This window comes from Ruegeria sp. I3 (assembly GCF_056532525.1).
Map to the genome: position 1 here is coordinate 338,564 of NZ_JBQFNI010000004.1, position 16,980 is coordinate 355,543.

Consider the following 16,980-nt stretch of genomic DNA (forward strand, 5'->3'; position numbering starts at 1 on the left):
GCGCGGCCCGGCCCAACGCTTTGGTTGACGTCTCGCCAGAGACGCAAACCAAAGGGGCGGGAGCCCTCCTAGCGATCATCACCACCGCCGGGGCCGATATCGTCCAGATAGTCTTCGTCAATCGCGGCCTGAACGGCCCCTGTGACAGCCTCGCGTTGTTTGGGGGTCAGGTCCTCGGCCTCTTTGTCATCCGCCAGTCGCACGGTGACTTCCCGATGCGCAAACCGGATGCCTTCACGGGCAAACAGCTCACGAATATCCTGATAGACTTTCTTGCGCACCAGCCACTGATCGCCCGGCTTGGTCATAAACTTGACCCGGATAATCATCGCAGAATCCTGCATTTCGATCACACCCTGCGATTTCAGCGGCTGGATGAAGTTATCACCAATCACCGGATCGCTCAGCAGCTCTTGACCCAGCTTCTTGATCAGCTTCCGCACCTTTTCGACATCGGTGTCATAGGTCACCCGCAACGGCAGCTTCATGATTACCCAGTCGCGGGAATAGTTTGTCAGAACCTTGATCTCTCCAAATGGGATCGTGTTGAGCGCACCAAGGTGGTGGCGCAGTTGGAAGGACCGGACCGATATCTTTTCGACCGTCCCCTTTACATCACCGATGTCTATGTATTCTCCCTTGCGGAAAGCATCATCCATCAGGAAGAACGCACCCGAGAAGATGTCGCGGACCAAGGTTTGCGACCCGAAACCAACGGCCAGACCCACAACACCTGCACCGGCAAACAGCGGGCTGACATTGATCCCCAGTTCCATCAATACAATCAGCGCGATGGTCACAACGACCACAGCCAGAATGGCCCCGCGGAACAGAGGCAACAAAGTTGCAAGACGGCTCTGCCCGCCTTCGCCTCCTTCGTCGCCCAGCTCGGCTTCAGCACCGCCGTCATCCGTCTCTTCCGCGATCTTGCTATCGATCCAGACGCGGAAGAAGTGAAACAGAATGTAACCCATAAACAGGATCACCATCACATCCAGCGCCCGCTCGATAGGCAAGTCATCCGACCAATTGGCCTGCGGGTTCCAGATCACTACCAGCGCATAGAGACCCACCACAAAGGCCAGAATGCCTGCCACACGACGGGCAAGGTCTTCGTACGTCAGAATGGCGTGTTTGCGCTTTTCGGCCTGCGGCGTATCAGCCACCAGCTCATCCTCGATCTGCTCAGCCGCTTCTGCGTCGGCATTCATCACCTCAATTCTGCGATTGCGATCAAAATACCTTTCAAGCAGATAGTTCATCGCGCCGTAGGCCACGACGACGGACATAAAGATGGCATAGCTGCTGGCCACGATCGGGATCGAATCCTGAACCTCGAGCACCAGATCAACGGCCAGTTTGAACCAGCTGAACACCATATAAAGCACCAGAACCGGTGCCCAGGCGAAAGAGATGAACTTCAGTATCCAAGACACCTGATCCGGAGCACGCCCGCCACGAATGGCGTTCGAAATCGCGCGTGCATTGAACAGGATCATCAGTATGTTGCCCAGCGCCCCGATCAGCGTCAGGCTACCATAGACCATGGCATAGACGTTATAGTTCAGCCCAAAATCCGCGACCCATGTCGAGAACAGAACAACCGAGATGTCATAGGTCGCCAGTGCTGACGCCCAAACATACAGGCGCTTGGCGTCCCGGTCTGAAAAAGGCGGCAAGCGATACTGGCTGAGGTAAGGCGACAGAACCATCCGCCACAAGTCCGAGACGGTGCGCGAGAGGAAGAATGCGGTAAAGATTGCCGTAACGGTAAACTGGATTGATATGTCTTCCGCTTCACCAAAGAACAGATAGCCAACGATCAGCGCCATGAGCATGGCAAAGATCGTTCCACCAATGCCCATCACGAAACGATACACAAGGAAAGGCATCTTCTCACGATAGCCAACCGGGTTTTCCTTGATGCGCGCAACCACCAAACGCTTCGCGATGCGCTTGCCGTAGATTTCGATCGACAACCATCGCCCCAGCAAAAGGAACAACACGTTCAGGACCAACACCTCGACATAGGTCTGGATCCGCCCGTCCGGACTGGTCTGTCTGAGGATGTATTGGACCTCAAAGACCGAATAGGGCAGCGCCTCCATCCGCGAGCGTACGGAATCCCGGAACTTTGAGAACCGCTCTTGCGCCTTCATCAGCTGAGAACCCTCAGCCATGTGATCAATGCTATCTGCCTCTGGCGTCGCGTCGGCGCTATTGCCCGCTGCCGATACAACCTGCCCGGCGCTGTCGATTACGATTACGCTTGCGCCCGCCTCGGAAGCGGATCGAATGGCCGCCGCCAGATCGCTGTCAGCGGCAGAGCTTGAAGAACCGGTTTCCTCGCTTGATCCTATTGGGTATCCCGGAATAAGCGAAGTTTGCGCAACCGCGTCGGTTGCACTGGCCAGCATCGCCGCCCAAATCACCAAAATCAGCCCGGCCAGAACATTCATTTTCATCGTATATCGCATCCAATTCGTAGCTGCGTCCAAGACTATAGAACCTCAGAAGGCTGTTCAAATCATCCGCACACGCGGTGTCAACATCGTGAGAGCCCGTGTTCCTGACGCAATGGATGGGATAAAGTGTTTCCAAGACAACAAAAATTGAATATGACCACCTGAGGCGTCCAGCCTCCGAATTGGCTTGTGCATGAAGAACCATCGGCCTGCATATCGCAAGGTGCGCCTGTTGTCGGCGGTGGCATTATGCTGTTGCCAATTCGCAATGTTTGGCGCATTTGGACGGCGGAATCTGTGCCTTTGGCAAGAAGGTCTGGCAGAATTACGATAATCAGGTGCAGACGCGCGGAGTTGCACTGGAACCGAAACAGGCGAAGGCATGAGCCTAGGGATCAAAAACGAAAATCACGGCCGCGCACCGCGCATCCTGCTATATAGTCACGACACGTTCGGCCTGGGTCACCTGCGCCGGTCACGCGCGCTGGCTGCGGCCATAACACAAGCCGATCAACGCGCTTCGGCCCTCATATTGACCGGTTCACCCATTGCCGGACGGTTTACTTTTCCGCGTCGGGTTGACCATGTCCGTCTACCCGGGGTCACCAAACGCGCCGACGGCTCGTATGCTTCGCAGACCATCGGCATGGGCATCGATGATGTGACCGAGTTGCGCGCAAGCCTGATCCAGACATCTGTCGAACAGTTCGACCCCGATGTGCTGATCGTCGACAAAGAGCCTACCGGTTTTCGCGGTGAGCTGCTGCCGACGCTTGAGTATCTTGAAAACTCCTGCTCAACCAAATTGGTTCTGGGCCTGCGCGACGTTCTGGATGAGCCCGAAGTACTGGCCGCCGAATGGGAGCGTAAGGACGCGATCTCGGCGACTGAACGATTCTATGATGAGATCTGGGTATATGGGTTGCGATCGGTCTACGATCCTACACAAGGCCTTCCCCTCAGCCCGGCGACGCAACAGCGCATTCATTGGACAGGGTATCTACGTCGCGATCTTGGGCCGGTTGGTGAGCCACCAGAACAACCGTATATCCTGATCACCCCTGGTGGTGGCGGCGATGGCAAGGCGATGGTCAATTTGGTGCTGTCCGCATATGAAAAAGACCCGGATCTGTCACCCCGCGCTGTGCTGGTCTATGGGCCCTTCCTGTCAGGCGAACTACGCGAAGATTTTGAAACCCGTGTCGCCGCCCTAAATGGCCGTGTGACCGCTGTTGGCTTTGAATCGCAGATCGAAACGCTGTTCGCGGGCGCTGCCGGTGTGGTCTGCATGGGCGGGTACAATACCTTCTGCGAGGTTTTGTCCTTCGACAAACGCGCCGTCATTGTTCCGCGCACGACGCCGCGGCTGGAGCAATGGATTCGTGCCTCACGCGCCGAGGATCTGGGTCTGGTACGCATGCTGGATGAAAACCGTGACGGTCTGACGGCGGATGCAATGATCCGCGCGATCCGCGCCTTGCCCCATCAGCCGCTGCCTTCGCAGGCCATTCGCGCAGGGTTGTTGGACGGGCTAAGCTACGTCACTCATCGCATAAACGCGCTGCTAGGCGCGGAACAAGAGCGCGCCACCGGATGACGCGCGAACCCCCCAAGCTGGCGGTGCTGGTCAAAGGCTGGCCGCGCCTGTCCGAGACGTTCATCGCGCAAGAATTGGTGGCCTTGCAGGAGGCAGGGCACAGCTTCGATATCTGGTCGTTGCGCCACCCGACCGATACCAAGCGCCATCCTCTGCACGATCGCTTCAAGGGGCAGGTGCATTACCTGCCGGAATACCTTTATGAAGAGCCTGAGCGGCTGGCGACTGCGCGAGACATTGCAGCTCGTCTGCCCGGATACGCGCAAGCTTACCAGGTCTGGCGGCAAGACCTGCGCCGAGACCCGACTCACAACCGAATTCGCCGGTTTGGTCAGGCCTGCGTATTGGCCGCTGAGCTGCCCGATCAAACGCGGGCGCTGTATGCGCATTTCATGCACACTCCGTCTTCGGTCGCCCGCTATGCGTCTATCATGCGCAGCCTGCCCTGGAGTTTTTCGGCGCATGCCAAAGATATCTGGACCTCACCAGACTGGGAAAAGCGGGAAAAGCTGCAACTGGCCTCTCACGGCGCCATCTTCGGGGCAACCTGTACCGCCATTGGTGCCGCACATCTGCGCGAACTGGCGGATGATCCTGCGCGGGTAGAACTGATCTATCATGGGCTGGACCTGTCGCGGTTTCCTGCACCTCCCCAGCAGTGTTCGCGTGCAGCGGATGCACCTTTTCACATGCTGTCGGTCGGGCGTCTTGTCGAAAAGAAGGGCTTTGACCGGCTTCTCCAAGCTTTCGCGCTGCTCCCCAGATCGCTGAATTGGCATTGGACCCATATCGGCGGCGGAAATCTGGGCGATGAGTTGAGCGCACAAGCCGATGCCGCAGGGATTTCCGATCGGATCACGTGGATGGGGGCTTGCGATCAACCGGAAGTCATTGCCGAGATGCGCCGCTCTGATCTGTTTGTCCTGCCCAGCAGAATTGCTGCCGACGGCGACCGCGATGGTTTACCCAATGTTTTGATGGAAGCCGCGTCCCAGCGCCTCCCGATCCTGTCAACGCCGGTGTCAGCCATCCCGGAGTTCATTGAATCCGGTGTTCACGGTCAGCTGTCAGAAGATGACCCGACCTCTCTTGCCTCGGCTATTGCGGATCTCGCCCGGAACCCGACCAGAACGGCCGAGATGGCTGAGGCCGCGTATAACCGGTTGATCGCCGACTTCCGGATGGACCCGGGCATACGTCGCTTGTCCGAGCGGCTCAGCGCCTTGTGCGCGGACGGACCCTGATGGCGCGGGTGGCTTTCTATGCACCGATGAAGTCCCCCGACAGTCCCAAGCCCTCGGGTGATCGCGAAATGGCCCGCAACCTGATGCAGGCCCTCGGCGCTCAGGGAGACATTGTCGACTTGGCCTCGCATTTGCGGATTTACGACAAAGCAGGCGACCGCGCGCTTCAGGACGAATTCCGCCGCAAGGCAAATGCCGAGGCTGCACGACTGGCTGAGGAACTGCCCTCTGACACGAACCTGTGGGTGACTTATCACAACTACTACAAGGCCCCCGACCTGCTCGGCCCGGCCGTGAGCCGCGCAAGAGACATCCCGTATGTGCAGCTGGAAAGTACCCGCGCCACCAGCCGGCTTGCAGGCCCATGGGCTGATTTTGCGCAAGCGGCGCACGACGCGTGCGATTCTGCGGAGGTGATTTTTTACCACACTGCCAACGATCTGATCACGTTAGAACGGGAAAGGTTCGGTACGCAGGCGCTCGTCGAGCTGCCTCCGTTTCTTCCCATCACGGAATTACCCCCTGTTTCGACCCGTGATGGGCCGATGCTGACCGTGGGCATGATGCGGCCGGGGGACAAGCAGGCCTCGTACGCCATTCTGGCCGACACGCTGGAACATCTGACAGGGGATTGGGCGTTGGACGTGGTAGGCGATGGCCCGGCCCGATTGGAAGTCGAGGCGCTGATGGCGCGGTTCGGACCTCGTGTCCGGTTTCTGGGTCAGCTGGATCGGGACGCGTTGCGGGCCCGGTACAGCCAAGCGTCCTTGTTCGTTTGGCCTGGGGTCAACGAAGCCTATGGTATGGTCTATCTTGAGGCCCAGGCCTGCGGCGTTCCCGTCGCAGCGCAAGATCGCCCCGGTGTTCGTGATGTGCTGATACCTTCCGATCATCCCGATACCGGATCGGGTGCCAAAGGGTTGGCCGCGCGTATACAGAGGTTTCTGGACCATCCCGACCTGAGCCAGTCTGAGGGCAATCGCGCCCGCGCCTATTTCGCGCACCGCCATCTGATGCCATCCGCCACCGAGCGGTTCTGGACAACTGTGCGCCCCTTGTTGGAGAAAAGTTGATGACCCGTCTCGCCCTTCTGCGCCATGGACACACGGATTGGAATCGCGCGGGTCGCATTCAGGGGCGCAGCGACATCCCGTTGGATGCCGACGCGCGGGCTGAACTTGCGGGGTATTGCCTGCCATCGCCGTGGAACGCAGCATCAATCTGGTCCAGCCCGCTAAGCCGCGCGTCTGAAACAGCGCAGTTGGTATCGGATAAAGCGCCCAAAACGTCTCAGGCGCTGACCGAGATGAATTGGGGCGATTGGGAGGGACGGCGCGGTGCCGAACTGATCGAAATCCCCGACAGCGGTTATCGCCACATCGAAGACTGGGGCTGGGATTATCGGCCACCGGGCGGTGAAAGCCCGGCTGAATTATGGGCAAGGCTTAATCCATGGTTGACCGAGTTGCAGGGAGACAATCTTGCTGTCTGCCACATCGGAATCATGAGGGTAATATTGGCCAAGGCCTGGGGCTGGAACTTTTCCGGTCCCGCGCCGTTTAAGATCAAGCGCAACAGACTGTTTATCGTAGACCTGGACGAAATGCGGCCTGAACCCGAACCGGTTCGATTGATTGCGCGTGAGGCTTGACCATGAAGGTGATGATCGTTGTTACCCATTTGCTAGGGACCGGACACCTTAGCCGGGCCCTCACATTGGGGCGCGCATTCGCCGAACAGGACCACGAGGTGTTTGTGGTCTCGGGCGGCCTGCCTGCGCCTCAGCTTGACACACGTGGATTATCATTACTGAATTTACCGCCGCTGCGGTCTGATGGCACCGATTTCACCCGCCTGCTTGATCAGAATGGCGCTGTGGCCGACTCGGCCTACTTCGCTGCGCGCACAAACGCCCTGACGCAGGCGGTAAGCAGCTTCGGGCCGCAGGTTCTGATCACCGAGCTTTATCCGTTCGGGCGGCGCTCTTTGGCCGCGGAGTTCAAATCTGCGTTGAAAGCCGCACGAGACCTACCTCGGCCACCCGTCATCCTTGGTTCGATCCGTGACATTCTTGCGCCGCCATCGAAGCCCGCAAAGGTAACCCAAACGGATGAGGTTATCGCAGAGTTTTACGACGGCGTTCTGGTCCATTCCGACCCCAAGATCACCAAGCTGGAGGTCAGTTGGCCTGTCTCGGCTCAACTGGCATCGCGCCTTCATTACACCGGTTTCGTCGCCCCAAGTGCTGCGCCAAGCCATCCAGATGGCATAGGCCAAGGCGAGATATTGGTCAGCGCGGGTGGCGGGTCGGTCGGCCAGCCGATCTTTCGAGCGGCCATCGAGGCCGCCCAAAAGATGCCCAACAGGCGCTGGCGATTGTTGGTGGGCGGGCAGGATGCAAAAGCGCGGATTTCCGAGCTTTCGCAAATTACCCAGAGTACCTCGGTTCTTCTTGAATCCGTCCGCCCTGATTTTCGCCAAATGCTGCCGCTTGCCGCCGCCTCGGTCAGCATGTGCGGTTACAATACTGCTATGGACCTGCTGCAAAGCGGTACCCCGGCGGTTCTGATCCCCTTCGATGATGGAAAAGAGGTTGAGCAATCTTTGCGCGCGCGATCTCTGTCTCAGTTGAACGGGATCGAGGTGCTTAACAGTTCTGACCTGACCGCCGGCTCGCTGGCCAATGCGCTGGAGCATGTCATTTCGAGTGTTGAACGCCCCCCGATGACCGAAGGGTTTGATGGCGCGCGCCGGTCAGTGGATATTGCAGTGAGCTTGTACGAGGCCAGCCGATGAGGCCTGATTGGCGCCCCTTGCAGTCAGAGTTGCGGCGCTGGCAGGATGCAGGATTGACCCTGCCCTTGTGGTGGCGTGATGACGATGCGGTTGCAGTGACACCACAGATAGAAAAGCTATCGGCCATGTCAGACCAGCTCGGCCTGCCAGTCCATCTGGCGGTAATCCCGCGTGAGGCGCAGACGGCGCTGGCAGAGTATGTGTCGGATCAGTCTGTTTTGATCCCGGTTGTGCATGGCTGGGCGCATCAGAACCACGCGCCTGCAGACGAGAAGAAAGCCGAATTTCGCCTGCACCGGCCCCTTGAAGCGGTAGTTGCAGATGCCGAGGCTGGATTGTACCGGTTGCGAGAATTGTTTGGTGACAACTTGCGTCCGATGTTTGTGCCCCCGTGGAATCGGATCGACTCCAAAGTCGCCATGCAGCTTCACGGGCTGGGCTATCGGGTTCTGTCGACGGCGACCCCCCGAAAGATACCGCTCGCGGCGCCCGGCCTCGCGCAGGTAAACACACATCTCGATCCAATCGACTGGCGCGGGACGCGCGGTTTAATCGACCCTGACAGACTGATCGCACAGACAGTTGAGCTGCTGCATGACCGACGCACCGGTCGCGCAGACAATGCCGAAGCATTTGGGGTGTTGACGCATCATCTGGTCCATGATCAGGACATCTGGACGTTTACACAGGATCTGTTGCACAGGCTGCTTGATGGACCGGGCACACCCTGGACCGCGCCACGTAACTGAACTCGCAAGGAGAGCCCGAATGAGCCGACTGGATTCCATGCTGCGCCGCCTGACGGCGCAACGCGACGGGCTAAACTGGGCCGCCGCACAGATCGGCACCATGGAAGGGGACGTTCTGGACCTGGGGCTAGGTAACGGACGTACCTATGATCATCTGCGTGAAATCCTGCCCTCTCGGCGTATATGGGTGATGGATCGCGTCTTGCAGTGTCATCCCGACAGCACGCCACCGGCACAGGATTTCCTGCAGGGTGAGGCCGAGCCGATGTTGCGTAAACTGGCGGACGCAGGCCAAACAATCGCGCTGGCGCACTACGATTTCGGCCGCGGGATCAAGTCCGAAGATGTTGCGGAAGCGGCGCGCCTCAGCCCTCTGATCAAACAGGTCATGCGACCCGGTGGGTTGTTGATTTCAGGGCAACCGTTGACGGGTTTTGCTCAGATTGAAGGCCCCGAGACCATCGCGCCAGATCGATATCTTTTCTATCGCGCCTGAGCAGGCTTTGAACTGGCGGGTTTGTATATTGAATCTATCGATCAGATTCACCGCAGTCAGGCCTATGCATTGACGCGAGTCGAGGGTATACGCCACCGCAACAGCACACCCACATGAGGCCAGTCATGAGCTTTGACCGTTCCATCAAGATCGCTCCCTCGATCCTGTCAGCCGATTTCGCAAATTTCGGACAGGAGATTCAGGCCATCGAAGCGCAAGGGGCGGATTGGGTTCATGTAGACGTGATGGACGGCCACTTTGTCCCAAACCTCACTTTTGGTCCCCCAGCAGTCAAAGCGTTTCGCCCACATGTTAAGACCGTCATGGATGTGCATTTGATGATCACTCCGGTCGATCCTTATATACAAGCCTATGCCGATGCGGGCGCTGATGTGCTGACCGCGCACGTCGAAGCGGGGCCGCATTCGCACCGCACGCTGCAGGCGATACGCGCTGCGGGAATGAAAGCGGGGATCGCGTTGAATCCCGGGACGCCCGCCGAGGCTGTCGAACATCTGTTGGACCTGACTGATCTGGTGTGCGTCATGACCGTCAACCCCGGCTTCGGGGGGCAAAAATTCATCGACATGACCGCAAAAGTGCGACGTTTGCGCGAGATGATCGGCGACCGACCGGTTCATATCGAAATCGACGGCGGTGTTGATCCCAAAACAGCGCCTCTGGTGGCCGCTGCAGGCGCTGACGTGTTGGTCGCCGGATCAGCAGTTTTTAAAGGCGGGTCAGTTTCAAACCCGTCGGTCTATGGCGACAATATTCGCGCTGTGCGGACTGCTGCCGAAGGTGCACTGGGTTAACAACAAACCCTCCCGCTAGTCGTCGACGTTTCTTACGAAACGCCTCCTCCTGTTGGGCCCGGCATCGCGCTTTGCGCGATGCCGGGCCCAAGGCGGCTAGCAATATTGGCGCAGCCAATGTTGCGCAGGCGCGGGAGCCTTTGCCCCGAGACTTCAGGCACCTTTGTTGAGATCATCAAAGCAGCGGTTCTCGGCCACCAGTTGTTCAAGCAGGGGTGCAGGTTGCCAGAAATAGGCATCTTCTTCAGCCCACTTGCGGATATCGTTCAATACGCCCGGCAAACCTTGCAAATCTGCCCATTTCAGCGGCCCACCCCAGTAGCGCGGAAAACCGTAGCCATAGAGCAGCGTAACGTCCACATCCAGCGGTCTACGCGCGATGCCGTCGCCTACCACCTTCGCCGCCTCATTCACCATCGCGACCATATAGCGACGGATGATCTCCTCATCCGTAAACGCGCGTGGAGTTATGTTCTGAGCCGCACGCTCGGCTTCGATCAATGATGTCAGCTCGGGATTCGGCTCTCCACCCCGCTTGCCATTTTCATATATGTAATAGCCCTTGCCGGTTTTTTGGCCGAAATGTCCGGCCTCGCACAGCTTGTCGGCATAGAAACTGTCGCGAACGCGTGGATCCTGGCCTGCGGCCCGTTTCCGCTTGCGCGCCGCCCAGCCAATGTCCAATCCGGCCAAATCTGACACTGCATAGGGGCCCATCGCAAATCCAAACCCGGTCAGCGCAGCATCGATCTGGAATGGGCTCGCCCCATCCAGCACCATGTGATCAGCACAGTTCCGATATGTGCCCAAAATCCGATTACCTATGAACCCGTCGCACACACCTGCCCGAACGGCCACCTTGCCCAACCTCTTGCCCAACGCGAAACCCGTTGCCACAACTTCGGGCGCGGTGTAATCCGCCACCACGATCTCAAGCAGTTTCATCACATGTGCTGGGGAGAAGAAATGCAGACCGATGACATCCCGTGACCTTTCGGTCGATCCGGCAATTTCGTTGATATCAAGGTATGAGGTATTGGTCGCCAATACCGCACCGCTTTTGCAGACCGCATCCAGTTGCGCAAAAACCTTTTTCTTCACTGCCATGTCCTCGAACACGGCTTCGATCACCAGATCAACGCTACTCAGCGCGTCATAGTCGGTGGCCAGGGTCAGCCGGTTCTGCAGAATATCATCATGTTTGTCCTGGCTCAGCTTTCCGCGCCTCACGGCGCCAGCCAGATTTGCCGCGATACGATCTTTAGCGGACCGCGCTGCCTCGTGTGACATCTCAAGCAGCACGACAGGAAGTCCCGCCAGCAGAACTGAGGTGGCAATCCCTGCGCCCATCGTACCGCCGCCGATGACGCCAACCTGTTGCAGATTCCGCGGCTCGACCCCATTCAACTCAGGCAATTTTGCAACCGCACGCTCCGCAAAGAATGCGTGGATCAACCCTTTGCGCTGATCCGAGGCCATCAGGTCCATGAATAATTCCCGTTCGCGTGCCAAACCGGATGCAAAATCCTCGGCCTCGCAACTGGCTTGTATTGCCCGCACTGCAATCGCAGGCGACAGTTGGCCCCGGCCCTTCTTCAGCACCGCGTTATAGGCCGCATCAAAATCGATTGGGGCGGGCCGGGCCATATCGCAAACAGGACGCCGTGCTGCATCAGTTGAAAGCAGCTCTCTGACATAGGCCAGGCCGATCTCGCGCGGATCACCATCCTGAACTTTGTCCAGCACACCCATCTCAAGCGCTTCTGGAGCTCGGACGTGCCGCCCCGTCGTGATCATGTCCAATGCAGCCTCGGCTCCGGCAACACGCGGCAAGCGCTGGGTGCCGCCAGCGCCAGGAATGATACCAAGATTAACCTCGGGCAACCCCACCTTCGCAGACGGCACGGCAACGCGATAATGACAGGATAAAGCAACCTCAAGCCCACCACCAAGCGCGGTTCCATGCAACGCAGAAACCACCAGCAAGGGCGACGCCTCAATCCGATCACAGAGTGCGGGCAGCCACGGGTCCTGTGGCGGCTTGCCAAACTCGCGAATGTCTGCGCCTGCAAAATAAGTCCGACCCTCACCATAGATCAAAACCGCGCGCGCGCCCTCTGTTTCGGCACGTTCGATCGCCGACAACAAACCCCGGCGCACATCCACGCCCAGCGCGTTAACGGGTGGGTTCTCAGCCGACAAAACGGCGATATCGCCCACTTTCTCATACCCGATGACTTGGGTCATATGATCGTGCCTCCTCAGACGAAATGCGATGCCAGTAGTAAATCGGGGAATCCCCGAACACGGCGCGATCAAAGACTGGCCCGGTCTGCGTTCGTATTCAACTATATTTTCGACCGATCGTTCGGTTTATTTGATTTTCTCGGATTTAGTACCATAATCACGCGGTTCATGCCCGGAACTAACCTTTTACGTTGCGGTAGAAATTGCTTCGCGGCCTCAGACCAACGAAGCGCAAAGAACTGCAGTGCTTGGTCTGAATTCGCACGGAACCCGAGGGCGCGATCCAAATGGAAACGCAGCTAACAGGGCCTTAGCACTTGTTTGGGAAGTTCTGGTAGCGGAGGAGGGACTTGAACCCCCGACACGCGGATTATGATTCCGCTGCTCTAACCAACTGAGCTACTCCGCCACGAGTGAGAGGCGATTTAAGCGAGGGGCCGGGGAGGGTCAAGAGGGAAAAGCGTGCCTGCCGAGATTCTTTATTGTGTTATTCAATGCGCGTCCTGCTCTGTCAGCCGGGTGCGGGAATTCTCGGCGATCTGGCGGATGAAACGCGCGCAGATTTCGGGTTCTGTGATGAGTATCATGTGACCCCGGTGTTCCAGGACCTCAAAGGTCAGGCCGAATTTCGTCATTGTAGCACCGTGTAGCTCGGCGGACAGGATCGGGTCCTCTGTGCCGAACAGGATGCCTCCGGGCACGCGCAGATCGTTATAGCGTGAAGTCAGGGCACCCATGCTGGCCTCTACCCCAACAACATCCTGTGAGGCGGTGATAAAGGCCGAGGGGCGAAGACCAAGGGCACCCCCAGCACGGTTCAGGAAGTCTGAGGGCGCGGGCTCGGGTGCGAAGACGTCTTTCAGCACGAGGGGTGCGGTTTTTCGGGCCATCGGGACGGCGATTGTATTGCCAATAAGGTTGCGCAGCCACTCGGTACGGATTTCAAGTGGTTTGAAAACGGCGGGCGGTTCCGGCATTTGTTGCGTCAAGGGTGCCAGAAGCGCCAACGCCGCCGTGTTGTCGGGATAATCCAGTGCCATCGCAAGAGACACGGCGCCACCTAGAGAATGACCGACCAGTGTGGCTTGATCGACGTTCTTTATTTCCAGAAACTCGTGGATCATGCGGGCTTGTTCGGGCAATTCCGCCAACTGGGCAGCATCGCGCGTGGAATAGCCACAGCCCGGACGGTCAACCGCGAGAACGTGATAATCCTGAGCAAGATCATCCACCAATGCATACGTAAAATGCTGCAATTGGCCTGATAGGCCATGGATCATGACAATTGTCGGGTTGGAAGGGTCGCCTTTTTCGACATAGTGAATGCTGCCACCGTGAACGGGCACGATCCGCCCCAGTTGCGGCACCACTTCGGTGCCCTGCCGCGTTAGGCGACGAGTCCAGATGTGCATCCCCAGCAAAAGGGACATCAGCAACAAGACAATCGTTAGCAAAATCGACATCACGGATCTCCGGTAGGTTTGCTCAGGCGATGGTATTGCCCGGGGCCCGATTGCACCATGCGTTTTCTGAACGGCTGAATTGGCAGGCAGATAACCGCAACCTAATTATTGGTGTGTAAATTGGTATGACTTGGTCAGAAAAGCTCCCAGCACCCGGTATGTGCGCCGCACTGATAATATGGTTGAACAGACCGCTCAGCGGTCAACTACTACCGCTCAGTACGTCAGCCGAGGGGCGTGGCAGCAGATCAAGCAGCCCGAACACGCTATCGCGACAAGCCGGACCAGCCCAATCAACAGGATAAAAAGCCAAAGGTAAGTCCGGCTGGCGTAGCACGACGCGCCGCCACCGATGCACCAGCAGGGTGCGCAGTGTTGCGCTCTGCAAGGGGGTTGGCGCCCAGCCTTCGGGACGGGACTTCGCGGCGCGTTCGACCGCGCCCAGAAGAGACTTGCAAGAGGCGCGCAATTCGGGTGGACACAACCGATCCTGCACCCATTTGGGAGCTGCGTGCGGAGAGATGTCCAAGGCCAGCAAACCGTCCGACTGATCGGACACAGGCCCCGCACCCATCGCTACGTTGCGCCCAATAGGGATATAGTCGTCGCTGAGCATCACGTCTTCAAGCACTTGTGTGCCCGATCCATCCTCGGCGATCAGAAGATGCCAATTTTCAATGGGCGAAGGACCGCGCGCATATATGCGCGGCGTGACGGCGGCGGATTGCGTCCGGCCGAATTCCGAGAGGACATGGCGCGAAACGCGTCCAATCCGGTCACTTTCAATCCAGCCGTCCTTGCGCAGCCGGTGCAGAGCGACGCGGATCGCTTCGGGTTTGATGCCCATCGGCTCAATTATCCGGGTCAGAACACCGCCCGAGATTTGCGCGCCGGGCTCTTGTGCCATGTCACCAAACAGCGAGACGATAATCGACCAGACCCGCTGGTCTTGCGGGTCCGCCAGTTCGGCCACAGCCGTTTCGAACCACGAGGTCTTTTCGGTCATGGACCCAGTTTAACCCATTAGGCCCAATAAGAAAAACAGGTAGTACAGCGGGTCAGCGGGCGTTCATGGTCAGAAGCTCGTATTCTGCGACCGGTTCGTCATCTTGATTGGTCAGGGACACGTGCCAGCGAACCTCGCCATAATCGTCATTGCGTGGGGTTTTCTGCTTTACCGTCAGGCGCACCTTGATGCTGTCGCCAGCAACAACGGGCTTCATGAACCGCAGCCCGTCCAGCCCGGTATTGGCCAGCACCGGCCCCTCGTTCGGTTCAACAAATAGGCCCGCCGCAAAACTGAGCAACAGATAGCCATGCGCTACCCGACCGGGGAAGAACGGATTTCGCGCCGCCGCGTCCTCGTCCATATGCGCATAAAAGGTATCGCCGGTGAAATTGGCGAAGTGTTCGATATCCTCCAGCGTGACAGTGCGCGGGGCTGTGTGCAGCGTCTCTCCGACCTGCAACTCACCAAATTTACGGGTGAAGGGATGGGCCGGACCTTGGATTTCGGGCGCTCCTGGCACCCATTTGGTGCTGATACCACTGAGTATGCGCGGGGAGCCCTGAATGGCCGTGCGCTGCATATAGTGTTTCACACCGCGCACGCCGCCCATTTCCTCACCACCGCCCGCACGGCCCGGCCCTCCATGCACCATATGGGGCAGCGGAGATCCGTGGCCGGTCGATTCAGCCATCGAGTCGCGGTCGTTGATGTAAATCCGCCCGTTATAGGCTGCGGCCCCCATCACTACGTTGTGCGCGACCTTTGTGTCGTGAGTGATCAGCGACGTGACCAGAGATCCCTGCCCGCGATTGGCAAGTGCCACCGCATGATCCAGATCGCGGTAGCCCATGAGGGTCGAAACTGGGCCGAAGGCCTCGGTATCGTGCACGCGCTGCGCTTTGTCGGGGTCAGCACAGTAAAACAGCATCGGGGGAACGAATGCGCCGGTTTCAGGGCCGTGCAGGTCGAACGCGTCGGGGTTGCCATAAACCCGTTCAGCCTCTTGCCCGATCAGAGCTGCCTGATCCAGAACGTCGGCTTTCTGCCCGTTCGACACCAGCGCGCCCATGTGAGTGGTGTCGGAACGGGGGTCGCCGATGGTGATCTTTGCCAATCGGTCAGACAGCGCGGCAATTATGGCGTCGACCTGCAGCTGGGGCGCGATGATGCGTCGGATGGCAGTGCATTTCTGGCCCGCCTTTGTGGTCATCTCGCGCGAGACTTCCTTGACGAACAGGTCAAATTCGGGCGTGCCGGGCGTGGCATCGGGCCCGAGGATGGAAGCGTTCAAGCTGTCCTGCTCGGCCACAAACCGGACCGAGTTCTGCAAGATCGCAGGCGTCTGCCGCAGCTTCAACGCGGTATTCGCCGAGCCTGTGAAGCTGACCACATCCTGACAATCCAAGTGATCGAGCATGTCGCCCAACCCGCCCGAGACCAGCTGTAGCGCACCGGCAGGCAGGATGCCGCTATCCAGCATGATCCGCACTGCCAGTTCGGTGACGTAGCAACTGTTGGTAGCCGGCTTGACGATTGCAGGCACGCCAGCCAGCAGCGTCGGGGCCAGCTTTTCCAGCATCCCCCAGACCGGGAAGTTGAAGGCGTTGATATGAACCGCGACCCCTTGCAGGGGCGTGCAGATATGCTGCCCCAAAAAGGTGCCATTGCGTGACAACTGCTCGATTTCGCCGTCCAGATAAACCTGCGCATCCGGCATCTCGCGCCGGCCTTTTGAGGCAAAGACAAACATCGTGCCGATGCCACCATCGATATCGATCAGGTGGTCCTTCTGCGTAGCTCCGGTTTCGAAACTCAGGTCGTAAAGGGCTTGTTTATGCGCCGAAAGCTCTTGCGCCAGCGCCTTGAGCATCCGAGCACGGTCGTGGAACGTTAACTTGCGCAGCGCGGGGCCACCGGTATTGCGCGCATAGTCAAGCATCGCCTGCACGTCGAGCGCGGCATTGCCAGCGCTTGCAAACGGTGCGCCAGTGATGGCGGACGCGATGGTGCGTGCGCCTTCTCCAGGCGCGACCCAAGTACCAGCGGCGAAGCTGGAAATCTGATGCAGGGACATGGTGTTCTCCTGTTTGATGCGGTGG

General features: G+C 58.6%; 13 protein-coding genes and 1 tRNA gene. 8 read left to right on the top strand and 6 right to left on the bottom strand.

Annotated elements, in window-relative coordinates; translation table 11 throughout:
- Window positions 1-68: 68 nt before the first annotated feature.
- Complete coding sequence (locus tag ACR0L9_RS13885; RefSeq protein WP_170397663.1) at window positions 69-2,465, bottom strand: mechanosensitive ion channel family protein; 2,397 nt, start codon at window positions 2,463-2,465, stop codon at window positions 69-71.
- Window positions 2,466-2,847: 382 nt separating this feature from the next.
- On the opposite strand from ACR0L9_RS13885, the gene ACR0L9_RS13890 reads away from it, so the two are divergent.
- The 8 genes from ACR0L9_RS13890 (at window position 2,848) to rpe (ending at window position 10,162) form a co-directional block, all read left to right on the top strand.
- Entirely contained in the window at window positions 2,848-4,062 is a 1,215-nt protein-coding gene (locus tag ACR0L9_RS13890; RefSeq protein WP_170424455.1) for a hypothetical protein, read from the top strand.
- Window positions 4,059-5,306 (top strand): glycosyltransferase, encoded by a 1,248-nt coding sequence (locus ACR0L9_RS13895; protein WP_480895885.1) that lies wholly within the window; start codon window positions 4,059-4,061, stop codon window positions 5,304-5,306. Before ACR0L9_RS13890 ends, ACR0L9_RS13895 begins: the two co-directional genes overlap by 4 nt.
- A complete protein-coding gene (locus tag ACR0L9_RS13900) occupies window positions 5,306-6,379 on the top strand; it encodes a glycosyltransferase family 4 protein (protein WP_480895886.1) in 1,074 nt (357 codons plus the stop codon). The genes ACR0L9_RS13895 and ACR0L9_RS13900 overlap by 1 nt, the downstream gene beginning before the upstream one ends.
- Window positions 6,379-6,957: a histidine phosphatase family protein gene (locus ACR0L9_RS13905; RefSeq protein ID WP_170636477.1), complete on the top strand. Its 579-nt coding sequence runs from the start codon at window positions 6,379-6,381 to the stop codon at window positions 6,955-6,957. The genes ACR0L9_RS13900 and ACR0L9_RS13905 overlap by 1 nt, the downstream gene beginning before the upstream one ends.
- A 2-nt stretch (window positions 6,958-6,959) precedes the next feature.
- On the top strand, window positions 6,960-8,102 hold the full coding sequence (locus ACR0L9_RS13910) for a glycosyltransferase family protein (RefSeq protein ID WP_480895887.1): 1,143 nt from the start codon (window positions 6,960-6,962) through the stop codon (window positions 8,100-8,102).
- Complete coding sequence (locus ACR0L9_RS13915; RefSeq protein WP_170818134.1) at window positions 8,099-8,851, top strand: polysaccharide deacetylase family protein; 753 nt, start codon at window positions 8,099-8,101, stop codon at window positions 8,849-8,851. The genes ACR0L9_RS13910 and ACR0L9_RS13915 overlap by 4 nt, the downstream gene beginning before the upstream one ends.
- A 19-nt stretch (window positions 8,852-8,870) precedes the next feature.
- The gene (locus ACR0L9_RS13920) at window positions 8,871-9,347 is read left to right on the top strand and encodes a class I SAM-dependent methyltransferase (protein ID WP_170397683.1); all 477 of its coding nucleotides are present in this window, start codon (window positions 8,871-8,873) and stop codon (window positions 9,345-9,347) included.
- Window positions 9,348-9,472: 125 nt separating this feature from the next.
- The gene (gene rpe, locus ACR0L9_RS13925) at window positions 9,473-10,162 is read left to right on the top strand and encodes a ribulose-phosphate 3-epimerase (protein WP_170611987.1); all 690 of its coding nucleotides are present in this window, start codon (window positions 9,473-9,475) and stop codon (window positions 10,160-10,162) included.
- Between the two features lie 153 nt (window positions 10,163-10,315).
- Here rpe and ACR0L9_RS13930 read toward each other — a convergent pair whose 3' ends face one another.
- From ACR0L9_RS13930 to paaZ, 5 genes are all read right to left on the bottom strand, one after another.
- Window positions 10,316-12,409 carry a 3-hydroxyacyl-CoA dehydrogenase NAD-binding domain-containing protein gene (locus tag ACR0L9_RS13930; RefSeq protein ID WP_480895888.1) on the bottom strand — a complete coding sequence of 698 codons (2,094 nt, stop codon included), beginning with the start codon at window positions 12,407-12,409 and terminating at the stop codon, window positions 10,316-10,318.
- 332 nt (window positions 12,410-12,741) lie between these two features.
- A tRNA-Met gene (locus ACR0L9_RS13935) sits at window positions 12,742-12,818 on the bottom strand.
- Between the two features lie 82 nt (window positions 12,819-12,900).
- Window positions 12,901-13,872, bottom strand: a complete 972-nt coding sequence (locus tag ACR0L9_RS13940) for an alpha/beta fold hydrolase (protein ID WP_480895889.1) — start codon at window positions 13,870-13,872, stop codon at window positions 12,901-12,903.
- 202 nt (window positions 13,873-14,074) lie between these two features.
- Entirely contained in the window at window positions 14,075-14,878 is an 804-nt protein-coding gene (locus ACR0L9_RS13945) for a PaaX family transcriptional regulator C-terminal domain-containing protein (RefSeq protein WP_480895890.1), read from the bottom strand.
- A gap of 52 nt (window positions 14,879-14,930) precedes the next feature.
- The gene (paaZ, locus tag ACR0L9_RS13950; RefSeq protein WP_480895891.1) at window positions 14,931-16,955 is read right to left on the bottom strand and encodes a phenylacetic acid degradation bifunctional protein PaaZ; all 2,025 of its coding nucleotides are present in this window, start codon (window positions 16,953-16,955) and stop codon (window positions 14,931-14,933) included.
- Window positions 16,956-16,980: the final 25 nt, after the last annotated feature.